This is a genomic window from Planktothricoides sp. SR001 (assembly GCF_001276715.1).
GTDB classification, from domain to species: Bacteria; Cyanobacteriota; Cyanobacteriia; order Cyanobacteriales; family Laspinemataceae; genus Planktothricoides; species Planktothricoides raciborskii.
Genome location: NZ_LIUQ01000048.1, coordinates 31,657 through 51,964, shown reverse-complemented (window position 1 = coordinate 51,964; position 20,308 = coordinate 31,657). Strand labels below are relative to the sequence as shown.

Here is a 20,308-nt window from a genome sequence, read left to right as displayed (position 1 = left end):
CAATTGATGACACGCCCTAAATTAAAACTATGACGCCACAAACATTCATTATCCGATCCATTCCTGATACTTGCTGAGACAATGCTTATGTTGAGTAATCAAACCTGGGTATTAGATTTAATCACGCTCCTTTGGTTAGCCACAGTCTTGATTATGCTGTTTTTTTGGCTACCGACGAAAAGTTTGCCGAAAAATCCAGAGATATCTTGGTCTAGTTGGGTGGTAGGCTGCTTTACCAGAATTACATTGGTAATGACCACGGGGGTTTTGGCTTTAAGTGCCTTGCATTTATTTCGCTGGGTGACATTGGTATTCCTTTACAGTGGTTATCTCCTGGGGTGCTGGCTGCATCATCATCATTGCCGAATCAAAAAATATGCCGAATTGATGGCGAAATCTTTCAGTTTTGCCATATTTGATGCGTTAGATTGGGAATTTTCCTGGTCAAATTTCCTGAGCGGGATAGCGATCGCCGCCCAAAACGGCATGAAAACATTAGCAAAAAAAATGAATAGCTGGAAAATCGCTAACCCACAGGAAATTATCCTGGGAGTTTTCTTGACCGGAATTTGTAGTTTTTCTTTGTTGCTGCGTTTTGAATATCCTTTGCAGCAATTACGCTTCAGTCATCCCGATCGCTATTATAGTTTGCTGCTGACTCGGCAATTACTCGCCGGTGAATGGCCAGCAATCGATCGCCTCAATTATTTGCCCATCTTTTCAGCTTGGGCGGCCATGTTATCTCTAATTAGTGCGATCGATGCCATGCAGGTGGTGCGATTTCTCAGCCCGATTTTGGGATTTATTTTGGTACTTGCCCTGGGTTATTGTGTGAACAATTTAAGTAAAAATAGCCCTGCCGCATTAGTAGCCATGTTGACCCTTGGGGCTTATTTGTTCACTGGGGACTGGGAAATTCCGCCAGAACTACCCCAATGGGATCAACAATGGTTGAGCCTTTTAACCGGAAATCTGAACTCATCTCTGATTCACCAATGGGCTGGGGCAGAGTTAGAAATTGCCGTAATTTTTCTGCTGTTGGGATTGGGTCGCAGCAGCGATTTCTATCAACCGACACAAAGAAAAACCACTTTAATCGATACAGTTTGTTGCTTCGCGATTATGGCGATCGCGCAACCAATGTTCGTCGGATTAGCCTTAGTCGGACTATGGGGATTATTTGGTCGGCAACAGTTTAGCTTAATCTTTCTCTGCATCACTTGGTTATTCCTCGGAGGTTGCGCTGCTTTTCCGGGCAATGAATTCGACTTTTTCCGCAGTTTTTTGCTCACATTACCCGTGGGACTCAGCATTTTCTGCTCGCTCTTATTTTTACTCATCGCGACTTGCCTGACTTATTTTTTCGGCCAATGGTCAGGGATATTTTGTTTAATTTTAGTCTGGGCGCTGGCGGTTAACTTCTTATTGCCTTTGCCGCCCCAGATTGGCTATTTTGAATATGAAATAACCGCCCGAAAAACTTTAGAGTTACGGCAGCAATTCCCTTTCAAAGATTTGATAGTAATTGCCCCGCCCGAACAGCTTGGGGCAATTTATGGGGCAGGTTGGTATGGCGACTTAGCGACATTTGTAGATCGATATAAGCATCAAGTGGAAAATCCAGATTTTACATTTCCTGTTGCGGTCAAACATCTACTTATTTTTGTAGAAAAATTACCTTTTGTTACTTTAACCAATGAAAATCAAGCATTTCCTAATGAGGTTTTACTCGATCCAAGTTATCGCAACTATCGCTCATTAGCGGGACGGGCGAGTTTACAGTTTCAAGCTTGGCAAATGTGCGAAACTTATCGGCGCCATCACCCAGAAACTTTGGTTTATTATGAAGATAATGATCTAATAATTTATCATTATTTGATGGATAATCTTTCTAATAATCAGCCTAAATCAAGCATTAATTAATCGGGGATTATAATGAATCATTGAGCGATTGAATATAATTCACCTGTTCTTGCCAATAAGATGGTAAACTATTCCAAGGATTTCTATCGACACTGTCTGGGCTATCATCGGTGATGTAAATATAGCCAATATTCCGCTGAATTGCTCGATCGATATGACCTTTCATCGTGGCGGTATCCGGTACAGTATGAATTAAACAAGAGAAGCGATCGCCCGGATAATTATTCATATACGGTCGTGATTCATACTCAGGCCAAGCGCTAGAATAATTTTCAAAGATAATGGAAATATCCCCCGCCGGTCGGTTCAAATAACCCTCATCAGTTTGAGTACCTTGATTTAGCACAACCATGTTTAAATTTTGCTTGGCTTTGATATAGCGATAAATTTCTTGATAGTAGTCAAGTTTATCAGATCCACTGGCGGCTTCATCAAGAAAAATCCCGTCTATACTATAGTGACGATCGTATAAATCGATCTCGGTTTTCACCTCCTCTAAGGGGCGATCGCCATAAGTGGTTGCCACATACCCCAGAATCGTCACATTTCCTTGACGTAAATCATTTATGCCTCTGGCATAATCTCGATTAGGTGACCCACCACTAGGGCCATTATTGGGATTAATCACGGCCACAATTGGCACCTGAATAGATGCCGCCGCAACCTGTGGCCAAATATAATTTTCTGGATTGTACCAAGTTGGATAAGAATACAGAGGAATCATAATTTTTAATGGCTGACCGGCTTTGACTTGTTGCCGCATCAAACAACCTACCAAAAAAGAAGTCATCAAAAAAGTAATTAAAGATTTACTCAGTTGCTTAATCATTTTCAACTCCTGATCGAATGAATAATGACTATTTTTTGTTTGAGCAATTGAGGATACATTGAGGATACAATAGAGAGAGACACGATTTAGGATTTCCCGATCGCGCCTCTACATCTCTACCAGGTTTGACTCATCCACCAGGGAAATTTTTCCCGGAGTAAAACCAGGGGTAAAAAATTAAATTATCCTATTGTCTCATATTGTCTCATTTCTAATTGCTCCAGTTGCTTTTTAGCAAAAGCGCGGAGTTTTTCATCGCCGTCATGCTGGCGGCGATCGCGCAATAGAGATATCATTTCTGGATGATCTGCATATTGATCCAACAAAATTTCTAAGGCAGTTTGTCGAGGATTAATCGAACCATCTTCAGACCCACTAAATGGATCGTTTAAGGCGCGATCGCGTAAAAAATCCCACAGGTTAGATTCGGCGAACCAGCCTTTAGCAATTTGTTGCAAAATCGCTTGACGGACAAAAGAATCTTGATCGGCAGTTGCCCCGGTTTTTAAGATATCTAAAGTTTCGGGAACATCGCGCCAACCTTTGGCCAATTCTTGAGCCGCTGCTAATCGTACCGCCCAATGTTCATCATTAGTGGCACAGTTTTTGAGAATCTCTAACGTTTCTGGATCTTCAAACCAGCCGGTGGCTAATTCTTGTAAAGCCACAATTCTTACGTCCCAATTTTCATCATTTTTTACCCGGTTTTTCAGTAAAAAAATAGTTTCCTCGTTTTCAAACCAGCCAAGCACTAAGGAGCGTAATGAGGCAATCCGCACGTCAGAAACCACATCGGCATTTATGCTATTTTTTAATAAGTTTAAAGTTTCGGGTTCATCAAACCAACCGCGAGAGAGAATTTTCAGGGCGGCAATGCGAACTCGCCAATCCGGATCGGAACTGGCTTTAGCTTTTAAACAATCCAAAGTATCCGGGCGATCGCACCAGCCACTAGCCAATTCTTCCAACGCCGCAATCCGCACATCGGTATCTGGATCGCAGTTGGCACGGTCTTTAAGTACCTGCAAAGTTTTCAAATCATTTGACCAGCCTCGGGCGAGTTCAGCTAAGGCCGCAATTCGCACATCCGCATCTTCATCAGCATCGGCACTTTTTTGCAAAATTAATAAAGTTTCCGGTTCATTAGACCAGCCACGAGCCAATTCTGCTAACGCGGCAATTCGCACATCAGAATCATCATCTAAACTAGCACTGGTTTGTAAAATTGCCACCGTTTCTGGTTCCTCTGGCCAAACTCTAGCGATTTCTTGAATCGCCGCTTCTCGCACTAACCAATAACTATCGGATCGGGCTAAAGTGGTGAGCATCATTAACAGTTCTCGATCGCTTGAACAGTAGTTCGCTAAACCTCTAACCGCACTGGGACGGGTAATTTCAAAACTTTCCGCTGTGGCCAATTTTTTCAACCATTGAATCGTCACTGGATCGTGTTTGCCCATTTTCGCTAACTCGTCCACAGCGGCCATGCGAATAGAATCATATAAATCAGATTCTGCGATCGCTTTTAGCCAATCAATAATCTCTGGATCTTGATGCCAAATAGTAGCAATTTTAGTAATTGCCTGCATCCGCATCATTATTTTTTCATCTAACTCTTTTTTTTCCGTTAAGTTCTTAAGTTGCGTCAGCAGTTGGCGGGATGAAACTTGAATAATGCTGGGATCTGTCACTTGTCCGAGGCAATCAGCGGCCACAAATAAGTTCATCGAATTCCCTTGGTGATCCAAGTGAATTAAATAGTCAATAATTTCGCCAACCGCAGCGGGTTCAAGCATCGCGGCAATCGCCCGAAATACCCCATGCCAAGATTCATAATACCAATGCTGACCAAACACTTGATCTTTCAACTGCTCCAAGGTTAAACCATTGGCGGATTCTGGTTTTCCTAAACGTTTCACAAATTCTCCGGCAAATGCGATATCTTTGGCTTTCTCTAAATATACTTTAGCCAATTGTTCCCAGTTAAACTCTTCTGGTAATGATACAAGTTCCAGACTATCCCAGGTACTCGCTAATAGAAAAGGGTCAATTTCTGGCGGATTTTGAGTAAAAATATGTCCTAACGTTGCTTGCACCGATGGGTTGTGAATAAATTTTTTTAAGGATGGGGCGAACTGGGATAAATCTTTGGCCGATAAACCCGTGGCTTCTAACTCCTGCTGGACTAGATATAAAAAATCCGCGATCGCCAAACTCGCTGCCACATTTAATGCGGCACTCTCCTGACCATCCTTTGACCCGACCATTGCTTTTACCCAGTCTGGGTCTCGGTCTGTGGTCAATTCTGGCAAAATTGGCTGGAAAGCAAACCCAAAAACGCTCGTGATTTTCACCATAGCTCGTTAATCAACTCCGATCATCAACTTTACTCTAAGGCTTGGATGATCTAATTCATCAAGGGACTTCTATAAAATCATTCACTCAAGCAGATCATCTTTGTGCGGCTAAGTCCGCAATTCGGTGGCAATTCGGTGGCAATTCGCTGGCAATTCGGTCAGGACATCAGTCAGGATATCCGCTATGACTCTATCGACCGGGAACTTCCGAACCCACTGAAGCAGGGGCAACCCTGACAAATAGCGCCATTTCTACGCGATCGCCATCTACTTTCAATTGTAAAACCCGTGATTGAATGCCATTGTCTTCTAAGCGACTTAGATTAAAGCGATCGCTCGCAGCGATTAAGCCTTTGACAAACTGCCCTGGGGCGGGGCGATCGTTGACTCTGACTTCTGGAGAAATCAAACGAACTCGCTGCGATGCTTGGCCAATTTCCACCCCTGTTTCCACCGTCAGTTTCAACCGATCATTGTAACCGCGTTCGGCGAGTTCCGTCTCAAATCTCACCCGATTATTACCTAAAAACTCCACTTGTGGATTCACCAATTGATATCGATAGGCTGCCCTTTGCAAAGTCGCCGAATTAAATAAACTTAAAGTCAGAATTTCCAGATAATCCGCCAATTCAGGAGAACTCAGGGCTTGGTTAATATCCTCTTGAGTGAAAACAAATCGCATTGCCACTAATAAAGGACGACGCAACCCTTTAATCTGGCGTTGTGGCTCATCCAACTGCAAATTAGCCAAATCCACGTCTATCGGATCCATTTCTAACTCAAAAGTATCAATCCGCATAGCCGGAATGGGATATAATCCTCGGGCGGCAATTCGCACGCGATCGATTTGGCCTTGGATTAATTGATAACTGGGGGTATTATCAACGCGGACTTGCAACTCTTCAACGGTATAAAGTTTTTCGGTAATATTCTTTTCCGCCACCGTATCCACAACCAAACCAGGGGCAGTAGCTATAGTCAGAAAACTTGATAATAAAATGGTCAATAAATCCATATATTTGGGTAATTTAAATAAGTTTAATAATAATTAAAATTATCAAATAAAAATATCATAATTTTAATTTAAAAATCTTATCTTAACTTCAATTAATTTTGCTACAATTATGAAAATGCCAAACCAACAAATCCAGTGGGGTGACGTTCTTAACACACCAATAAGGCACCAATACAATATCGAAGCATAATTACGGCTAATTTTTCAGGATTATCCGACAACAAATTCCCTAAAGGCTAGACATTTAATCAAATGATCAAATGATCAAACATTAAGAGAATTGAATTCATCCAGGGGGTTAATATTACTTTCACTTGCGGCTTTTTCTTCTTTGGTTTTTTCGGCAATCTCCAGTTCTAGTAATACAGAAGAAGGCATCGGCACTTCTTCCACTTTCGGCAGTTTTTCTATAGTCAACTTAGACTGAGATTGGTTGGGGACACCCCCAGAAAGCCGTTGCAGCAGTGTTGGTTTTGGTGAATGCAATAAATAAATAATGCGATCGCCCACTTGCCAAGATGCGGCAGCGGGATGTACCTGCAACTGTCCTTCCCGTTCCCGCAACAACGGCAACAACTCCTCAGAGCGAATCAACGCCTGCATATGCGCTTGCTGAAACGCAAATCCGGGGTCTTTCATGGTCGTTTCCCCCAACTTCACCTCACCATTACTTAAATACTTATTCCACAGCTTCAAAGACAAATTATTTGTAAAAGGCTGTTGAATTTTGCTATTCCCATTGGTGGAACTCTTCTTATTATTTGGACTACTTTGGCTATTTGGGTTATTTTGGCTATTTGGGCTATTTGGGCTATTTGGGCTATTTGGGCTATTTTGGTTATTTGGGCTATTTGGGCTATTTTGGGGAAATACCGCCAAAACTCGCGGCGGCTGAAATTCTTCAACAGCCCTTTGAGCTAACACCAAATTCACCTCCGCATTACTGGTCATTGCCAGAAAAGTGCCCATTGAACCCAATCCCGCTTCTTCTAGCACCTTAACATCCAGAGCACTGCTCAACAATACCCGTAACTCCTCCTGTTTTGCCTCCTGATAGGCTTCTGGATTAGTATCAATTAGCACCACGGACTCATTGCGTTCTTTAAACAACCGGGCAATTAAACGACTCACGGGATTAGATCCGACAATCACCGCACCCTTGGCTTTTGTAGAAGTTAACTGTAACCAATTCGCTACTAACTGCGCCGTTAGTCCTTGAGAAACCACCGTGAAAATAATGGTTAAAAAGACTAAAGCTTTAATCGCATCGCCGCCATTAATTCCTTTTTGGGTCAGCAAAATGGAAAACAACGAAGCTACGGATGCGGAAACAATCCCTTTCGGGGCAATCCAACTGACAAACAGCTTTTGTCGCCAATTCAATCCACTATTAATGGTACAAATCCAAACATTAATTGGTCTGACTACAAACATCAAAAATAAGACCGTGACCACACTGCCCCAACCCAAAGCCACGATACTCTCTAACGACAAATCTGCCGCCAGCAAAATAAATAGTACCGAAACCGCTAAGATGGTCAATTGTCCTTTAAACCGCCGTAAAGCCCGCACTTCCGGGATATCGGCAGAACTCAACACCATGCCCGCGATCACCGTAGCCATCAGCCCGGATTCGCCACGAATGGATTGGGACAAGCCATAAAGCCCCCATAACCCGGCTAAGACTACTAAATTTTTCAGGTCTTCCGAGAGATTACTGGCCTTTTTGAGAAACCAGCCGAGAAACCAACCGCCCAAACCGCCGATGATACTGCCAATACCCAGGCGAATGGTTAACCCACTAATCAAGCGAATGGGATCGGCATCGCCATTGAGGATGACATCAAACACTAAGACCGCGAGAATTGCCCCCACTGGGTCGATGAGAACTCCTTCTCCTTCTAACAAGGCGGCAACTTGGCGATCGACCTGAACTTGTTTGAGTAATGGCCCAATTACCGTTGGCCCTGTAACCACCACTAAGGCAGCATAGAGAAAGGCTAATGGCCAGGGAAATTCCCCAAAGGTATAGGCGGCAAAGCCCCCACCGATTAAGCTGATTAAGGTGCCGATACTGACCAAATTTCGCAAACTGCCAGAAACTTTTCCCAGTTCCCGTAATTCCAGGTTGAGTCCACCTTCAAAGAGGATTAAGGCCACGGAAAGAGAGACAATTACTTCTAGGCCATTTCCCAACAGGTGAGGATTCAGCCAGCCAAAACCATCGGGGCCGAGCAAAATCCCAAACAACAATAGAAAAACAATGCTCGGAACTTTCAGGTAGTCACCGAACACTTGGGCTGTAATGCCTGCCATGACGGTAATCACCATCAGCAGGGTAATGTTAAAAGGCATTTCCATAGGCGAGGTTTGTTTAGGGCGATCGCACACCGGCTAAACGTCTCATGGTCAGGGCTAATCAAGAATATTCTTGATTGGCGATTCAGTCCGGTGGTCAATCATAAGATGACGGATGACGCTTGGTGAGACGCTTTAAAGACCAAGGTACATCCTTTTAGAATAATTTAAGTAAGAAACCGGGTTTCTGCCAACCCAGAAAGCAGTCAAGAAGAAACCGCGACCTGTGGGTTAACTTCTGAATGCAAGCAAGAAAACGGGTTTCTGGGTTAACTTTTGTTAAGTAAGAAACCGAGTTTCTGAGTTAACCCCCGTCTTCACGGGGGCAGGCTTTTGCATCCGGGCAGAACTTTAATTAAGAAACCCGGTTTCTGGGTTAACTTTTGTTAATTAAACATTGCGAGTACATTGAAGGTTATAAGAACCGATGAATGCATTAAGGTCAGATTTTTTTGATTTACGATCAATTTATCATATATTTATGATAGATTACCAATAAATTTATGATAGATTTATGATCTATTTTTCATAGATTATTTGACTGAATTCGGTGATCCCATTCATTGCCCAAACCCATGTCACCAAAGGCAAACAACCAAGGCGCGATCGCTACACAAAGCCAAAAAATTTTGCCAATAATTGAATATACATACTCAGTAACGCTCATCGATACATCTGTGACCCTGAAGCGTGCTGTTTTGATATTTCAGGATAAAACTTATGCCAGATCAACAGGGTGGAAACTATCGAACCCAATGGACGCAACAACTAGGCAGCCAAGGGGATGACTACGCTTTTAGCATTGCCGCCGATCGCCTCGGTGGGATTTATATGGCTGGACTAACCTTCGGCGACCTGGGCAGCAGCAACGCCGGAATCGATGACGCTTGGTTAGCGAAATACGACACCAGCGGCAACCAACTCTGGACCAAACAGCTAGGAACCAGTGAGGGCGATCGCGCCTACAAAATGAACACAGACAGCGCAGGCAACATCTACCTCACCGGCACCACCAAAGGCATATTAGGCAAAAACTCTGCCGGAGACTGGGACGCTTGGATTGGCAAATACGACAACAACGGCAACCAACTCTGGATCCAGCAACTCGGTTCCGCCACCACCGACTTCAGCCGCAGCACCGCCACAGACAACGCAGGCAACATTTACCTCACTGGTTCCACCTGGGGCAACCTAGCGGGCAGTAACGCCGGGAAATGGGACGCTTGGATCGCCCAATACGACAGCAATGGCAATCAAGTCTGGGCAAAACAAATCGGCACCCCGGAAGAAGACCACAGCTATGCGATCGCCGTTGACAACCAAGGCAACGCCTATCTTGCCGGATACACCCAAGGCAACTTATTCGCCCCCAACGCAGGCAACTGGGACGCTTGGATTGCCAAATATGACCGCAACGGCAATCAAATTTGGGCACAACAAATCGGCACCCCCAGCGAAGACCAAGCCAAAGGCATCGCCACAGACAGCCAAGGCAACATTTACCTCACCGGATGGACCGAGGGGGCAATGTCAGAAAACCAAGGGTCTTTTGATGCTTGGATGGCCAAATACGACCCCAACGGCAACCAACTTTGGATACAACAGCTAGGTTCTGCCGGTTCCGAAGGCGCCCTAGACCTAACCATCGACAGCGAAGACCGCATCTACCTGACTGGCAACACCTGGGGAGACTTAGCCAGCCCGAATGCGGGAAACAATGACGCCTGGGCCGCCGAATACAACAGCGACGGCAACCTCCTGTGGAAACGACAGTTAGGCAGCGCCGGGGAGGATCTAGCCTTTGGGGTAGCCGTAGGCGAACCGGGGAAACTATATATAGGCGGATGGACTGATGGCGCTTTTAGCCAAAACTCTGGGGGGACTGATGCTTGGTTAGCGCAACTGCTACCGAACAATGCCCCCGAACTGTCCGATATCAGCGTAGAAGGAAAAGAAAATCCCCAAATAACGTTCACCGCAGAAAATTTTCTTCAAGCCTTTACCGACAGCAACGGCGACAGCCTGGTAAAAGTGCAAATCACCTCCCTACCAGAAAACGGCAGTTTAACCCTCAACGGCAGTCCCGTCACGGAAAATCAAGAAATTGAAACCAGCCAATTAGAAAACCTGAAATTTATCCCCACATTCGGTTTCACCGGCCAAACCAGTTTCACCTGGAATGGCTATGACGGGATGAACTATGCCGCCACTCCAGCCACCGCCAACCTGACTGTAAGCCCTGGCTTCAAAGATAATCAAAGCGTCGAATGGATTCGCCAGTTCGGGAGTAATAATGACGACTTCTCTCATGGCATAGCAGTAGATAGCACCGGCAATATTTACCTGACGGGAGGCACAGAAGGCGATTTGGGCGGCGCTAATGCTGGTATCCCTGACATCTGGGTAGCCAAATACGACTCACAGGGTAATCAGCTATGGTTGCAGCAGTTCGGGAGTAATAATGAAGACTACTCCAATGGCATAGCAGTAGATAGCACCGGCAACATCTATTTGACTGGATACACCTGGAGCAATTTAGGCGGCGCCAGTGCTGGTTTCTTTGACGCCTGGGTAGCCAAGTACGACCCACAGGGCAATCAGCTATGGTTGCAGCAGTTCGGGACTAATACTGACGACTACTCCAATGGCGTGACAGTAGATAGCACCGGCAACATCTATTTGACGGGAAGCACCTATGACGATTTGGGCGGCATTAATGCTGGTAGCTTTGACGCCTGGGTAGCCAAATACGACCCACAGGGCAATCAGCTATGGTTGCAGCAGTTCGGGAGTAATAATGAAGACTACTCCAATGGCATAGCAGTAGATAGCACCGGCAACATCTATTTGACGGGAAGCACCTATGACGATTTGGGCGGCGCTAATGCTGGTAGCTATGACGCCTGGGTAGCCAAATACGACCCACAGGGCAATCAGCTATGGTTGCAGCAGTTCGGGACTAATAGTTACGACGTCTCCAATGGCGTGGCGGTAGATAGCACCGGCAACATCTATTTGACGGGAGACACCTGGAGCGATTTGAGCGACGCCAGTGCTGATAGCGATGACGCCTGGGTAGCTAAGTACGACCCACAGGGCAATCAGCTATGGTTGCAGCAGTTCGGGACTAATACTGACGACTACTCCAATGACGTGAGGGTAGATGCGGCGGGCAATGTCTACTTAACTGGAAACACCGACAAGTATTTAGGTGGCTCTGCTAGTTGGACTAATGACGGCTGGGTGGCCAAGTACGACTCAGAAGGCAACCAAATTTGGTTACATCAATTGCAGTTAGACAATGGGATTGGGAATCGCTCCACAGATTTGGCGTTAGATGACACGGGCAACCTCTATCTGAAGGGAAGCACCAGGGGCAATTTGGGCGGCCCAAATGCTGGTCTATATGACGCTTGGGTAGCCAAACTGAGCCAAGATAAACTCCAGGCACCTGTGGAAATTTCGGGTAGCGAAGCGGACGATCGCCTCACTGGAGGGATTGGCAATGAGGTTTTATTGGGCTACGAGGGCAACGACACCCTCAATGGCAATGGCGGTAATGATACCCTCACAGGTGTCAATGGCAGCGATGTTTTCGTTTTGGCTTCCGGTTCCGGCAGCGATGTAATTACGGATTTTGTCGATGGCACCGATATGCTCCAGTTAGCCGGTGATTTGACTTTCGAGCAATTAACCATTCTCCCCGGCACCGACGGAACTTTAATCAATCTGGGCGCTAATTTGTTAGCCACTCTCACCGGCATTGATGCCAGTTTGATTACTCAGGAAGATAAAATCTTCTGATTAGTGCTATCCTGCGATAAAGGGCGAAGCAAAAGCGTACCAGTCTTTCCGTTTCATTGAGAGATTTGGGCGCTTTTGCTTCGCCCCTACAGGGTTTATATGAATCACGTAGGGGCCCGCGCATTACGGCTAAGGGTTTATCGCTTTTAAGCCATAACCCATTACCGGAATGCGCGGGCCCTTCTCACATGAATAAGTGCGGTGGGTGCAATCTGTAGTGCAATCTGTAGGTTGGACCCTTGGAACGAAACCCAATTTCTAGATTTATTTCCGTTTAAATAAATCAAAAATTACCGGGGATGAATCGGCTGATTTCCTCCGGTGAGTCTTCCCCCTTCACGACCAGAACGTAAGGCAATGATTTCGGCAAAAATAGAAATGGCCGTTTCTTCTGGAGTATTTGCCCCAATGTCTAAGCCAATGGGGGAACTAATCCGAGCCATATCAGCCGGATCCATGCCGATTTCCTGAAGGCGCCGGACGCGATCGCTGTGAGTGCGACGGCTGCCGATCGCCCCAATATATCCGGCATTGGTGCGGACTGCTGCTCGCAGGGCGGGAATATCAAATTTGGGGTCATGGGTTAAAACCACGATCGCGGTGCGGGAATCAATCGCCGTGCTTTCTATGCTTTCTATATAATGATGCGGCCATTCGATTTCTACTTGGTCAGCTTGGGGAAACCGGGCAACGGTGGCAAAGCGCGATCGGGCGTCGCAAATGGTGACATGATAGCCCAACAATTTGCCCACCTGACATAAGGCGCTGCTAAAGTCGATCGCCCCAATAATAATTAGACGCGGTGGGGGGAGAAAACTTTGAATAAAAACTTGTGTAGCTTGTGTAGATGGGGTTTCTCCTGGATCGCATTCTTCTAAGTTGCCGTAATCACGCAACTGAGTCAGTCCTTTGGTTAAAAATACTTTGGCGTCCTGAGAAACCAAAAAATCCCAGGCGGAATTGCCCAAAGAAGCGATTGGCGGTTGGCTGGAGTCACCAAAAATCAACATTTTTGCCCCGATATTTGGGCCGCTGACCGCCGTACAAAGGGCAAAAGCGGACTGATTTTGGATAGCTGCCACTAAGCGGTCAAAAAATAACCCCGGTTTGAGGCGATCGACAAAAATATCAGTCGTTCCCCCGCAGGTCAACCCCACCGCTAAACCCAATTCATCGGTAATGCCATAATTCAATAGTCGCGGAATACCATCTGCGAGACAGGCGATCGCCTCATCCACCACTGCGGACTCCACACAGCCGCCACTCACGGATCCCGCCACTTCACCGGCATCATTCACCACCAAAACCGCGCCGAGTTCCCTGGGGCTGGAACCTTCCTTTGCCACCACTGTAGCGATCGCCACTTCATGCCCTTGGGCAAACCAATGCTGAATCTCTTGAATCACCTCTTTCATTTTACTGCGCCATACTTAGCCTTGATTGCTGATAAATATTTAATCGATAAAAATTAGAAATTTTTGAACAATATTTGCCACTTTTTGTTATTAAAATAGATATTGATTTTCCAGTATATCGGAAAAAGCAGCAAAATTGTGGGAAAACAATTTTTATGATTTATGACTACATAATTGTTGGGGCTGGTTCTGCTGGTTGTGTATTGGCAAACCGTCTCAGTGCTAACCCCAAGAATCAGGTACTTTTACTAGAAGCGGGAATGAGCGATCGCCTATCCGTAATTCAAATTCCGGCAGCTTTTGCTAAACTATTTAAAAGCCCATTAGATTGGGCTTATGAAACCGAACCCCAAGCCCAACTTAACCACCGCCCTTTATTTTGGCCTCGGGGAAAAGTCCTGGGGGGTTGTAGTTCTCTCAATGCCATGCTGTATATTCGAGGTCATCGGGATGACTACGATCGCTGGCAAAAATTAGGCAATCCTGGTTGGGGTTACAGCGACTTATTGCCCTATTTCAAAAAAGCCGAAAACCAAGAAAATGGAGCATCAGAATATCATGGCATAGGCGGGCATCTGAATGTGGCTAATTTACGCACCATTAATCGTCTTTCTCATGTTTTTATCCAAGCCGGAAAAGAAAGCGGATGGCCAATTATTGAAGATTTTAATGTTGCCGAACCTGAAGGGTTTGGGTTTTATCAAGTTACCCAAAAAAATGGCCAACGACATAGTGCGGCATCGGCTTATTTAAAGCCTTATTTAAAGCCTTATTTATCGCGAACTAATTTAACCATTTGCCTAGAGGCAACGGTGACTCGGTTATTATTTGAATACCGGCGCATTGTCGGATTAGAATATTTAGCCAATGGACAAGAAAAACGTCAGGTAAAAAGTGGCAAAGAAGTAATTTTATCTGGGGGATCGATTAACTCGCCTCAGTTACTCATGTTATCGGGAATTGGCCCCGGCAATCATTTGCAAAATTTAGGCATTCCTGTGGTGCTAGATTTACCAGGAGTTGGCCAAAATTTGCAAGACCATTTAATTACCGGGGTTTTCTATGAATGCCGGAAACCAGTGACGTTAAAAGGTGCCAATAACTTGGTAAATTTACTCAAGTATTTATGGTTCAAAACCGGGTCTTTGACCTCAAGTGTGGCGGAGGCAGGTGGTTTTGTCAAAAGTCAAGCTGATTTGGCGATTCCTGATTTACAATTTCATTTTGCCCCGGCATTTTTTTGCAATCATGGGTTTACTAAATGGGAAAATCACGCCTTAACTTTGGGGGTGACACAACTGCGTCCCCACAGTCGGGGTTATATTCAGTTGCGATCGCCCAATCCTTTGCAACCACCGCTCATTGAACCGAATTATTTAAGCGTTGAAGCGGATTGGCAGGTGATGATCCGTGGGCTGCAACTTGCTGATAAAATATTCCAAGCATCCGCATTTGAGCCTTGGCGAGGTTCAGCAATTTTTCCCAGTAAAGTTCCCCTGCCAAAACTTGAGTCTACCCAGGAATATCATCAGCAAATTCGTGATTATATTCGGGAAACGACACAAACTGTGTATCATCCCGTTGGAACTTGTAAAATGGGAAACGACACAATGGCTGTGGTCAATTCGCGATTACAAGTCCGAGGAATTGAAGGATTGCGGGTGGTGGATGCTTCGATTATGCCCACAATTATCGGTGGAAATACGAATGCTCCCACGATCGCGATCGCTGAAAAAGCAGCGGATTTGATTCTGAATTCTTGACATATAGGGGTTTTCAGATTACTGAACCACGGTAGGGCAGGGCGAAGCATTCCGGTACTCAATTTAATATTCTAAGCAATAGATTATCTGCCGGAATGCTTCGCCCCTACAGATATTTGTGGTTTATTCACTCTTAAAATTGCTGTAAGTCAGAGGAAAATTATTGGTTATTTGTGATGAGCGATTATCCCGAATAACCAATAACTAATAACGAACCACCAGTAACAATCAACCAGTAAAGGAACTACCGAAAATGAGTGCAAAAACACAACTCTTAAAAGCGATCGCCGGCAGAAATCGGGGATTACTCGCGCAATCGAGCGATCGACAGATTATTTTAGATGCGATCGACCACTTAGAAGATGAAAATCCCACCCCGCAACCCATAGAAAGTAACCTTTTAGCCGGAGACTGGCGGCTAATTTATACCACCAATAGTAATTTATTATTTATTGACCTGCCGCCTTTGGTGCGGTTGGGTCAAATTTATCAATCTGTTCGTCCCGCAACGGGCAAATTATATAATATTGCGGAAGTGGTTTCTGGATTACCCGGTTTATCTGGATTAATCTGTGTCAGTGCCAAATTTACGGCGGTTTCCGACAAGCGGGTTGATGTAAAATTCCAACGGTGGATTATTGGATTACAAAACTTGCTGGATTATCAATCTCCTGAAGAACTTATCGATAAAATAGAGTCTGGTAATCCCATCACTGCCCTGGATTTACCTATTGATGAACGAAATCAGGACAACTGGCTAGATATTACCTATTTAGATGAAGATTTACGCATCGGACGGGGACATCGCGGTAACTTATTTGTTTTGACAAAAGATTAATTAACAAGATTAAACTTCTTGCAAAAGACCGAGATGGGGGATCCTCCCAGCCCCCCTTTTTAAGGGGGGGCGGGGGGCTTTTTAGCTTGGGAAAGCCAGAATTGTCTAATCTGGACTGACGCAGCTTCGATCTATGATCCCGGAGGAATTGATCGATTGACCTTTCCTCTAGGAAAGCGACCGAATATCCGCATCGCGTTAGTCCTGGGAGTAATGGTGATGCGGGCAGGGTGATCCTGGCAGGGTGATACTGGCAGAAAGAGGGGTCATATACCTGATTTTGTGCCGATGAATCTCTGATAAAATTCTTAAGATTTCAATTTCTCGACTTTCGGTTAATTTGTGAACTATACTAGAGTCAGTACCATGATAAATTTACTATTTCAAACAGTTAATGAGTGGTTAAATTTTGTTAAAGTTATTTTATGAAACTTCGATGAGATTTGCCGCGCTGCGGGAGTCCTGTAGGGGCTGGCCAACCTGCCAACCTTGCCGGAAATTGGCAATAAAATTGACTTAGCGGATCCAAACAAGTCTAACCCTGTAATTAAGCCAAGCCAGGAGATGAAAATAAATTGAGGAAAACCCCTTAATCACTTAATTAATTAATTAAAATTTAAGTAAATTTTACTTGTCGAATTAAAGTTAAATATTCAATTAAAGTGAAATTAAAATTGCCAGATTTTAATTGGTGTGGTTTCACTCTTATTCCTTGGAATTTATTGAAAAAACTATTTCGCTCATTGCCAATTTACTATTATAAAAATAGGTGATGGGAGATTGGCAAAGCTGAACCAAATTAAGAGTAATGGCGAAGCATAATCTGGCAGAACTTAGGTTAACCCGCCGATATATGAATGAGCAAAGGCTTCGCCAATGCCAATAAGGTAATCGCGAAATTAAACCTGATGGATTTTGTTGATTCGGGAGAATCGTATAATGAATGCTTTATCTCATCTAGATCGAGTTACCGCAGACTTAGAAAGTAGCGTGAATATTACCCGTATGAAAAAGCTACTTTATTTCGTGGTGTATGGCAATTGGGAAGTTAATGAAAATAAATTAACTGAGTTAGACCTGAAAGAATTGATTCGCGAAATTCTTGGGTTAAATTATAACTTATATCAGTTAGAATCTTTACTGAAAGATATTTGTAGTAAAATTAATAAGCAAGTCGAGTATTTAGCGGTTTCTGGTGAGATTATTCAAAAAATCGCTCCGCTTTATTTAAACTCATCAGAAATTTTGTCAAATACGGGCAATTCTTTCAATAGTGATTCCTCCACGGATAATGGATTAGGCAGTCATCAGCCTAAGATTTTGACTAAATATGATGTGGAGGATAAAAAGCAAGTTAAGCAGGATTTGTTTGAAGTGCGGTTGAAATTGGTGCAACGGACTAATCCTCTGCGAGTAAAAATTTTGATTTTTTCAGCAATTCATCATGTATTTACTTTTAGTGAGTCCGACTGGTTAGCGTTGAAAAAGTATCGGTTAGATGAGTTGCTGGAGAAACTTTTGCGGCAGTGTACCCGCCAAAAAGATTTAGAAAATCAGCTTTATAAAACCGCTAAAAATTTTGAGAATAAGAATGAAAATATCCAAGTAGCTAGTGCGATCGTTAAGTATCTGAGTCCGCTTTATGAAAAAAATGCTTCACAATTTTTTCAGACTCAGGGAAGTGAACAATTAACGGTAAACGTGACTAATTATCTGCCGGAATATCCTGCAAAAGAGAATCACAAATCATTAAATATGGTTGAGTTTATTCAACCCGAAAATGAGCAAGACATCGCATCCTTAAATACCTTAAATAACGGGTCAATTTTTCCCGAAAAACCGATTGAATCTTTTGCTTCAATGGGTGAATTTCCGGAGTTAGATTACCACCATATCGGACAAGTTTATGCTTCGGAAGATGAGATCACAATTCCTGAATTGCACACCAGTATTTCTGATCATTTGTCCGGTAAGAGGGATTTTGTAGGTGATTTGGCAGAAAAAAATTATGGTGAGCAATTGAGGCATTATGCTGAAGCAAATGCCCCCATTTTTGCCAGTAAAAACACGGCAAAAATCACGGAATCTCTCAAGCGTCGTCTGAGTTTAGAAGAAGAAATTACCGCTTTAGTAAATAGTCAAGTCCATCGGTTAGGAGAAGAGATGGAAAATAGCTTAAGTGAATTGGAAAATTTCTTAGAAGATCGCTTACAAGATCAACCAGTTTTTACCGCTTCATCCTTAAAGTATAATAGCCTCAAAAATATGATTGTGCAAATCCAAGAAAAAACCTTTAAGTATCTGGATTTACTGAGTCAAATGCAGCAGGGAGAAATGCCCGATTTAACTCCGTCAGCCCCCACCACCAGCCAACCGCGAATCGGCGATCGCGAAGCTAATTTAGCGGATAGTGCGGATAGTCACGATGCGGCCCTAGAGAAGACAATCCAATTAGCAAAAGAAGGAAATACTAAAGCGATCGCGGTTTTGATGAATCAGACCCTTAAAGGTCGGGGGATTCATACGTTGGCTGCGATTAAACAGGATTGTCTGCACATTGTTTTGGAATCAGAAAAAGAACCCAACCAAAAAGCCAGCATTAATTTGGTACAAAAACATTTATCGCCTTTGGAGATTACATCTATTAATAAGGTAAAAGTCCACTGGCGACAAACTGGCAGTAAATCTCTGGTTTGGAGTCACGAATTTAATTATATTGTTGATGGATGATTGTTGGTTGTTGTTGGGTAGGGATTCTTTGGGTAGGGATTCTTTGGGTAGGGATTTTTTGGGTAGGGATTCTTGGTTTGTTGGTTGTTGTTTGTTCTTAATGTTGGCCGTTTGTCAAGAATTAACCACCAACCAATAACCACCAACCACCAACCAACAACCAACAACAAAAGAATCCTTAGCCACCAACCAATAACCACCAACCACCAACCACCAACTAACAACAAATAACTAATATGGAAGGAAATGAAATTCTGAGACGATATCAAGCGGGAGAAACTGACTTTAAAGGAGTTTCTCTACGGAATGCCCACTTGCAAGGGGCTGATTTAATTGGGGTGAATTTGAGTCAAGCAGACTTGAATGCGGCAAATCTGATTTTCGGATATTTAAGTCGGGTGAATTTGTATGGGGCAAATTTAACCCATACAAAAATGGCTGGGGCGAATCTGAATCAGGCGGATTTACGCAATGCCAATTTAAGTGATGCGGATTTGCATGGGGCGACGTTGCAAGGGGCAGATTTACGCAAGGCGAATCTGTCTTTGGCGGTGTTGTTGGATACTAATTTGATTGGGGCAGATTTACGCAATGTAAATTTGAGTGGGGCTTGCTTGCGCGGGGCTTGCTTGCGTGGGGCAAATCTGCGTTATGAACGACGCGCTTATGCTGCCGCAGACTTACGCGGGGCAGACTTGCGCGGGGCAGACCTGCGGGGGGTGAATTTGGCGGGGGCTGACCTCACCAGGGCGGATTTGCGCGGGGCAAATTTGATGGAAACAAACCTGCGAGGGGCAAACCTGACTCAGGTGAAAATCCAAGAGGCTAATTTAACGCGGGCATTGCTAACGGAAACGAATTTAACTCACGCGATCGCCTTTGATGCGTTGATGATTGAAGTGCAGATGGAACGGGCGATCCTTACGGAGTCCGACCTGACCAGGGCGAATCTCAGTGGGTCAATATTACCAGATGCGAAACTTGACAAAGCAACTTTGGTAGGCGCAAATTTAACTAAGGCTAATTTAACTCGGGCTAACTTAACTCGAACCAATTTGACGGGAGCGAATCTCACTGAGGCGGATCTACTAGAAGTTTATTTTGCCAAAACCAACCTTAGTGACGCAAATTTAAGGAAAGCCACTCTGTTAAGAGCAGAACTCAGTATGGCCAATTTAACAGGTGCAAACCTTGAAGGTGCCATGATGCCTAATGGGGATATGAATGATTAAAACATTTTCGAGTTGTCAATAGCCTTTTCCATCACGAATATTGT

Annotated in this window: 12 protein-coding genes; 6 read left to right on the top strand and 6 right to left on the bottom strand. The window is 44.3% G+C overall.

The window, feature by feature from the left end; genetic code table 11:
- The first annotated feature begins 87 nt into the window (after positions 1-87).
- Positions 88-1,923, top strand: coding sequence for a hypothetical protein (locus AM228_RS22385; protein ID WP_054469163.1), 1,836 nt, complete (start codon positions 88-90; stop codon positions 1,921-1,923).
- 7 nt (positions 1,924-1,930) lie between these two features.
- On the opposite strand, the gene AM228_RS22380 is transcribed toward AM228_RS22385, so the two are convergent.
- The 5 genes from AM228_RS22380 to AM228_RS33320 form a co-directional block, all read right to left on the bottom strand.
- Positions 1,931-2,752 carry a spherulation-specific family 4 protein gene (locus tag AM228_RS22380; RefSeq protein WP_082349010.1) on the bottom strand — a complete coding sequence of 274 codons (822 nt, stop codon included), beginning with the start codon at positions 2,750-2,752 and terminating at the stop codon, positions 1,931-1,933.
- 182 nt (positions 2,753-2,934) lie between these two features.
- Entirely contained in the window at positions 2,935-5,109 is a 2,175-nt protein-coding gene (locus AM228_RS22375; protein ID WP_054469162.1) for a HEAT repeat domain-containing protein, read from the bottom strand.
- A 190-nt stretch (positions 5,110-5,299) separates the two neighbouring features.
- Complete coding sequence (locus AM228_RS22370) at positions 5,300-6,124, bottom strand: DUF2993 domain-containing protein (RefSeq protein WP_054469161.1); 825 nt, start codon at positions 6,122-6,124, stop codon at positions 5,300-5,302.
- A 264-nt stretch (positions 6,125-6,388) separates the two neighbouring features.
- Positions 6,389-8,485, bottom strand: a complete 2,097-nt coding sequence (locus AM228_RS22365) for a sodium:proton antiporter (protein WP_054469160.1) — start codon at positions 8,483-8,485, stop codon at positions 6,389-6,391.
- A 523-nt stretch (positions 8,486-9,008) separates the two neighbouring features.
- Positions 9,009-9,149 carry a hypothetical protein gene (locus AM228_RS33320; RefSeq protein WP_156331973.1) on the bottom strand — a complete coding sequence of 47 codons (141 nt, stop codon included), beginning with the start codon at positions 9,147-9,149 and terminating at the stop codon, positions 9,009-9,011.
- A 53-nt stretch (positions 9,150-9,202) separates the two neighbouring features.
- On the opposite strand from AM228_RS33320, the gene AM228_RS22360 reads away from it, so the two are divergent.
- The gene (locus AM228_RS22360; protein WP_054469159.1) at positions 9,203-12,286 is read left to right on the top strand and encodes an SBBP repeat-containing protein; all 3,084 of its coding nucleotides are present in this window, start codon (positions 9,203-9,205) and stop codon (positions 12,284-12,286) included.
- A 290-nt stretch (positions 12,287-12,576) separates the two neighbouring features.
- Here the strand turns inward: AM228_RS22360 and AM228_RS22355 are convergent, their stop codons facing one another.
- On the bottom strand, positions 12,577-13,701 hold the full coding sequence (locus AM228_RS22355; protein ID WP_054469158.1) for an XdhC family protein: 1,125 nt from the start codon (positions 13,699-13,701) through the stop codon (positions 12,577-12,579).
- Between the two features lie 155 nt (positions 13,702-13,856).
- Here AM228_RS22355 and AM228_RS22350 point away from each other — a divergent pair, with 155 nt between their 5' ends.
- The 4 genes from AM228_RS22350 to AM228_RS22335 all read left to right on the top strand — a co-directional run bounded on the left by AM228_RS22350 (position 13,857) and on the right by AM228_RS22335 (position 20,264).
- A complete protein-coding gene (locus tag AM228_RS22350; RefSeq protein ID WP_054469157.1) occupies positions 13,857-15,464 on the top strand; it encodes a GMC family oxidoreductase in 1,608 nt (535 codons plus the stop codon).
- A 253-nt stretch (positions 15,465-15,717) separates the two neighbouring features.
- Entirely contained in the window at positions 15,718-16,302 is a 585-nt protein-coding gene (locus tag AM228_RS22345; protein ID WP_054469156.1) for a PAP/fibrillin family protein, read from the top strand.
- Between the two features lie 939 nt (positions 16,303-17,241).
- Positions 17,242-19,032 (top strand): hypothetical protein, encoded by a 1,791-nt coding sequence (locus tag AM228_RS22340; protein WP_054469155.1) that lies wholly within the window; start codon positions 17,242-17,244, stop codon positions 19,030-19,032.
- A 236-nt stretch (positions 19,033-19,268) separates the two neighbouring features.
- Positions 19,269-20,264 carry a pentapeptide repeat-containing protein gene (locus tag AM228_RS22335; protein ID WP_054469154.1) on the top strand — a complete coding sequence of 332 codons (996 nt, stop codon included), beginning with the start codon at positions 19,269-19,271 and terminating at the stop codon, positions 20,262-20,264.
- Positions 20,265-20,308: the final 44 nt, after the last annotated feature.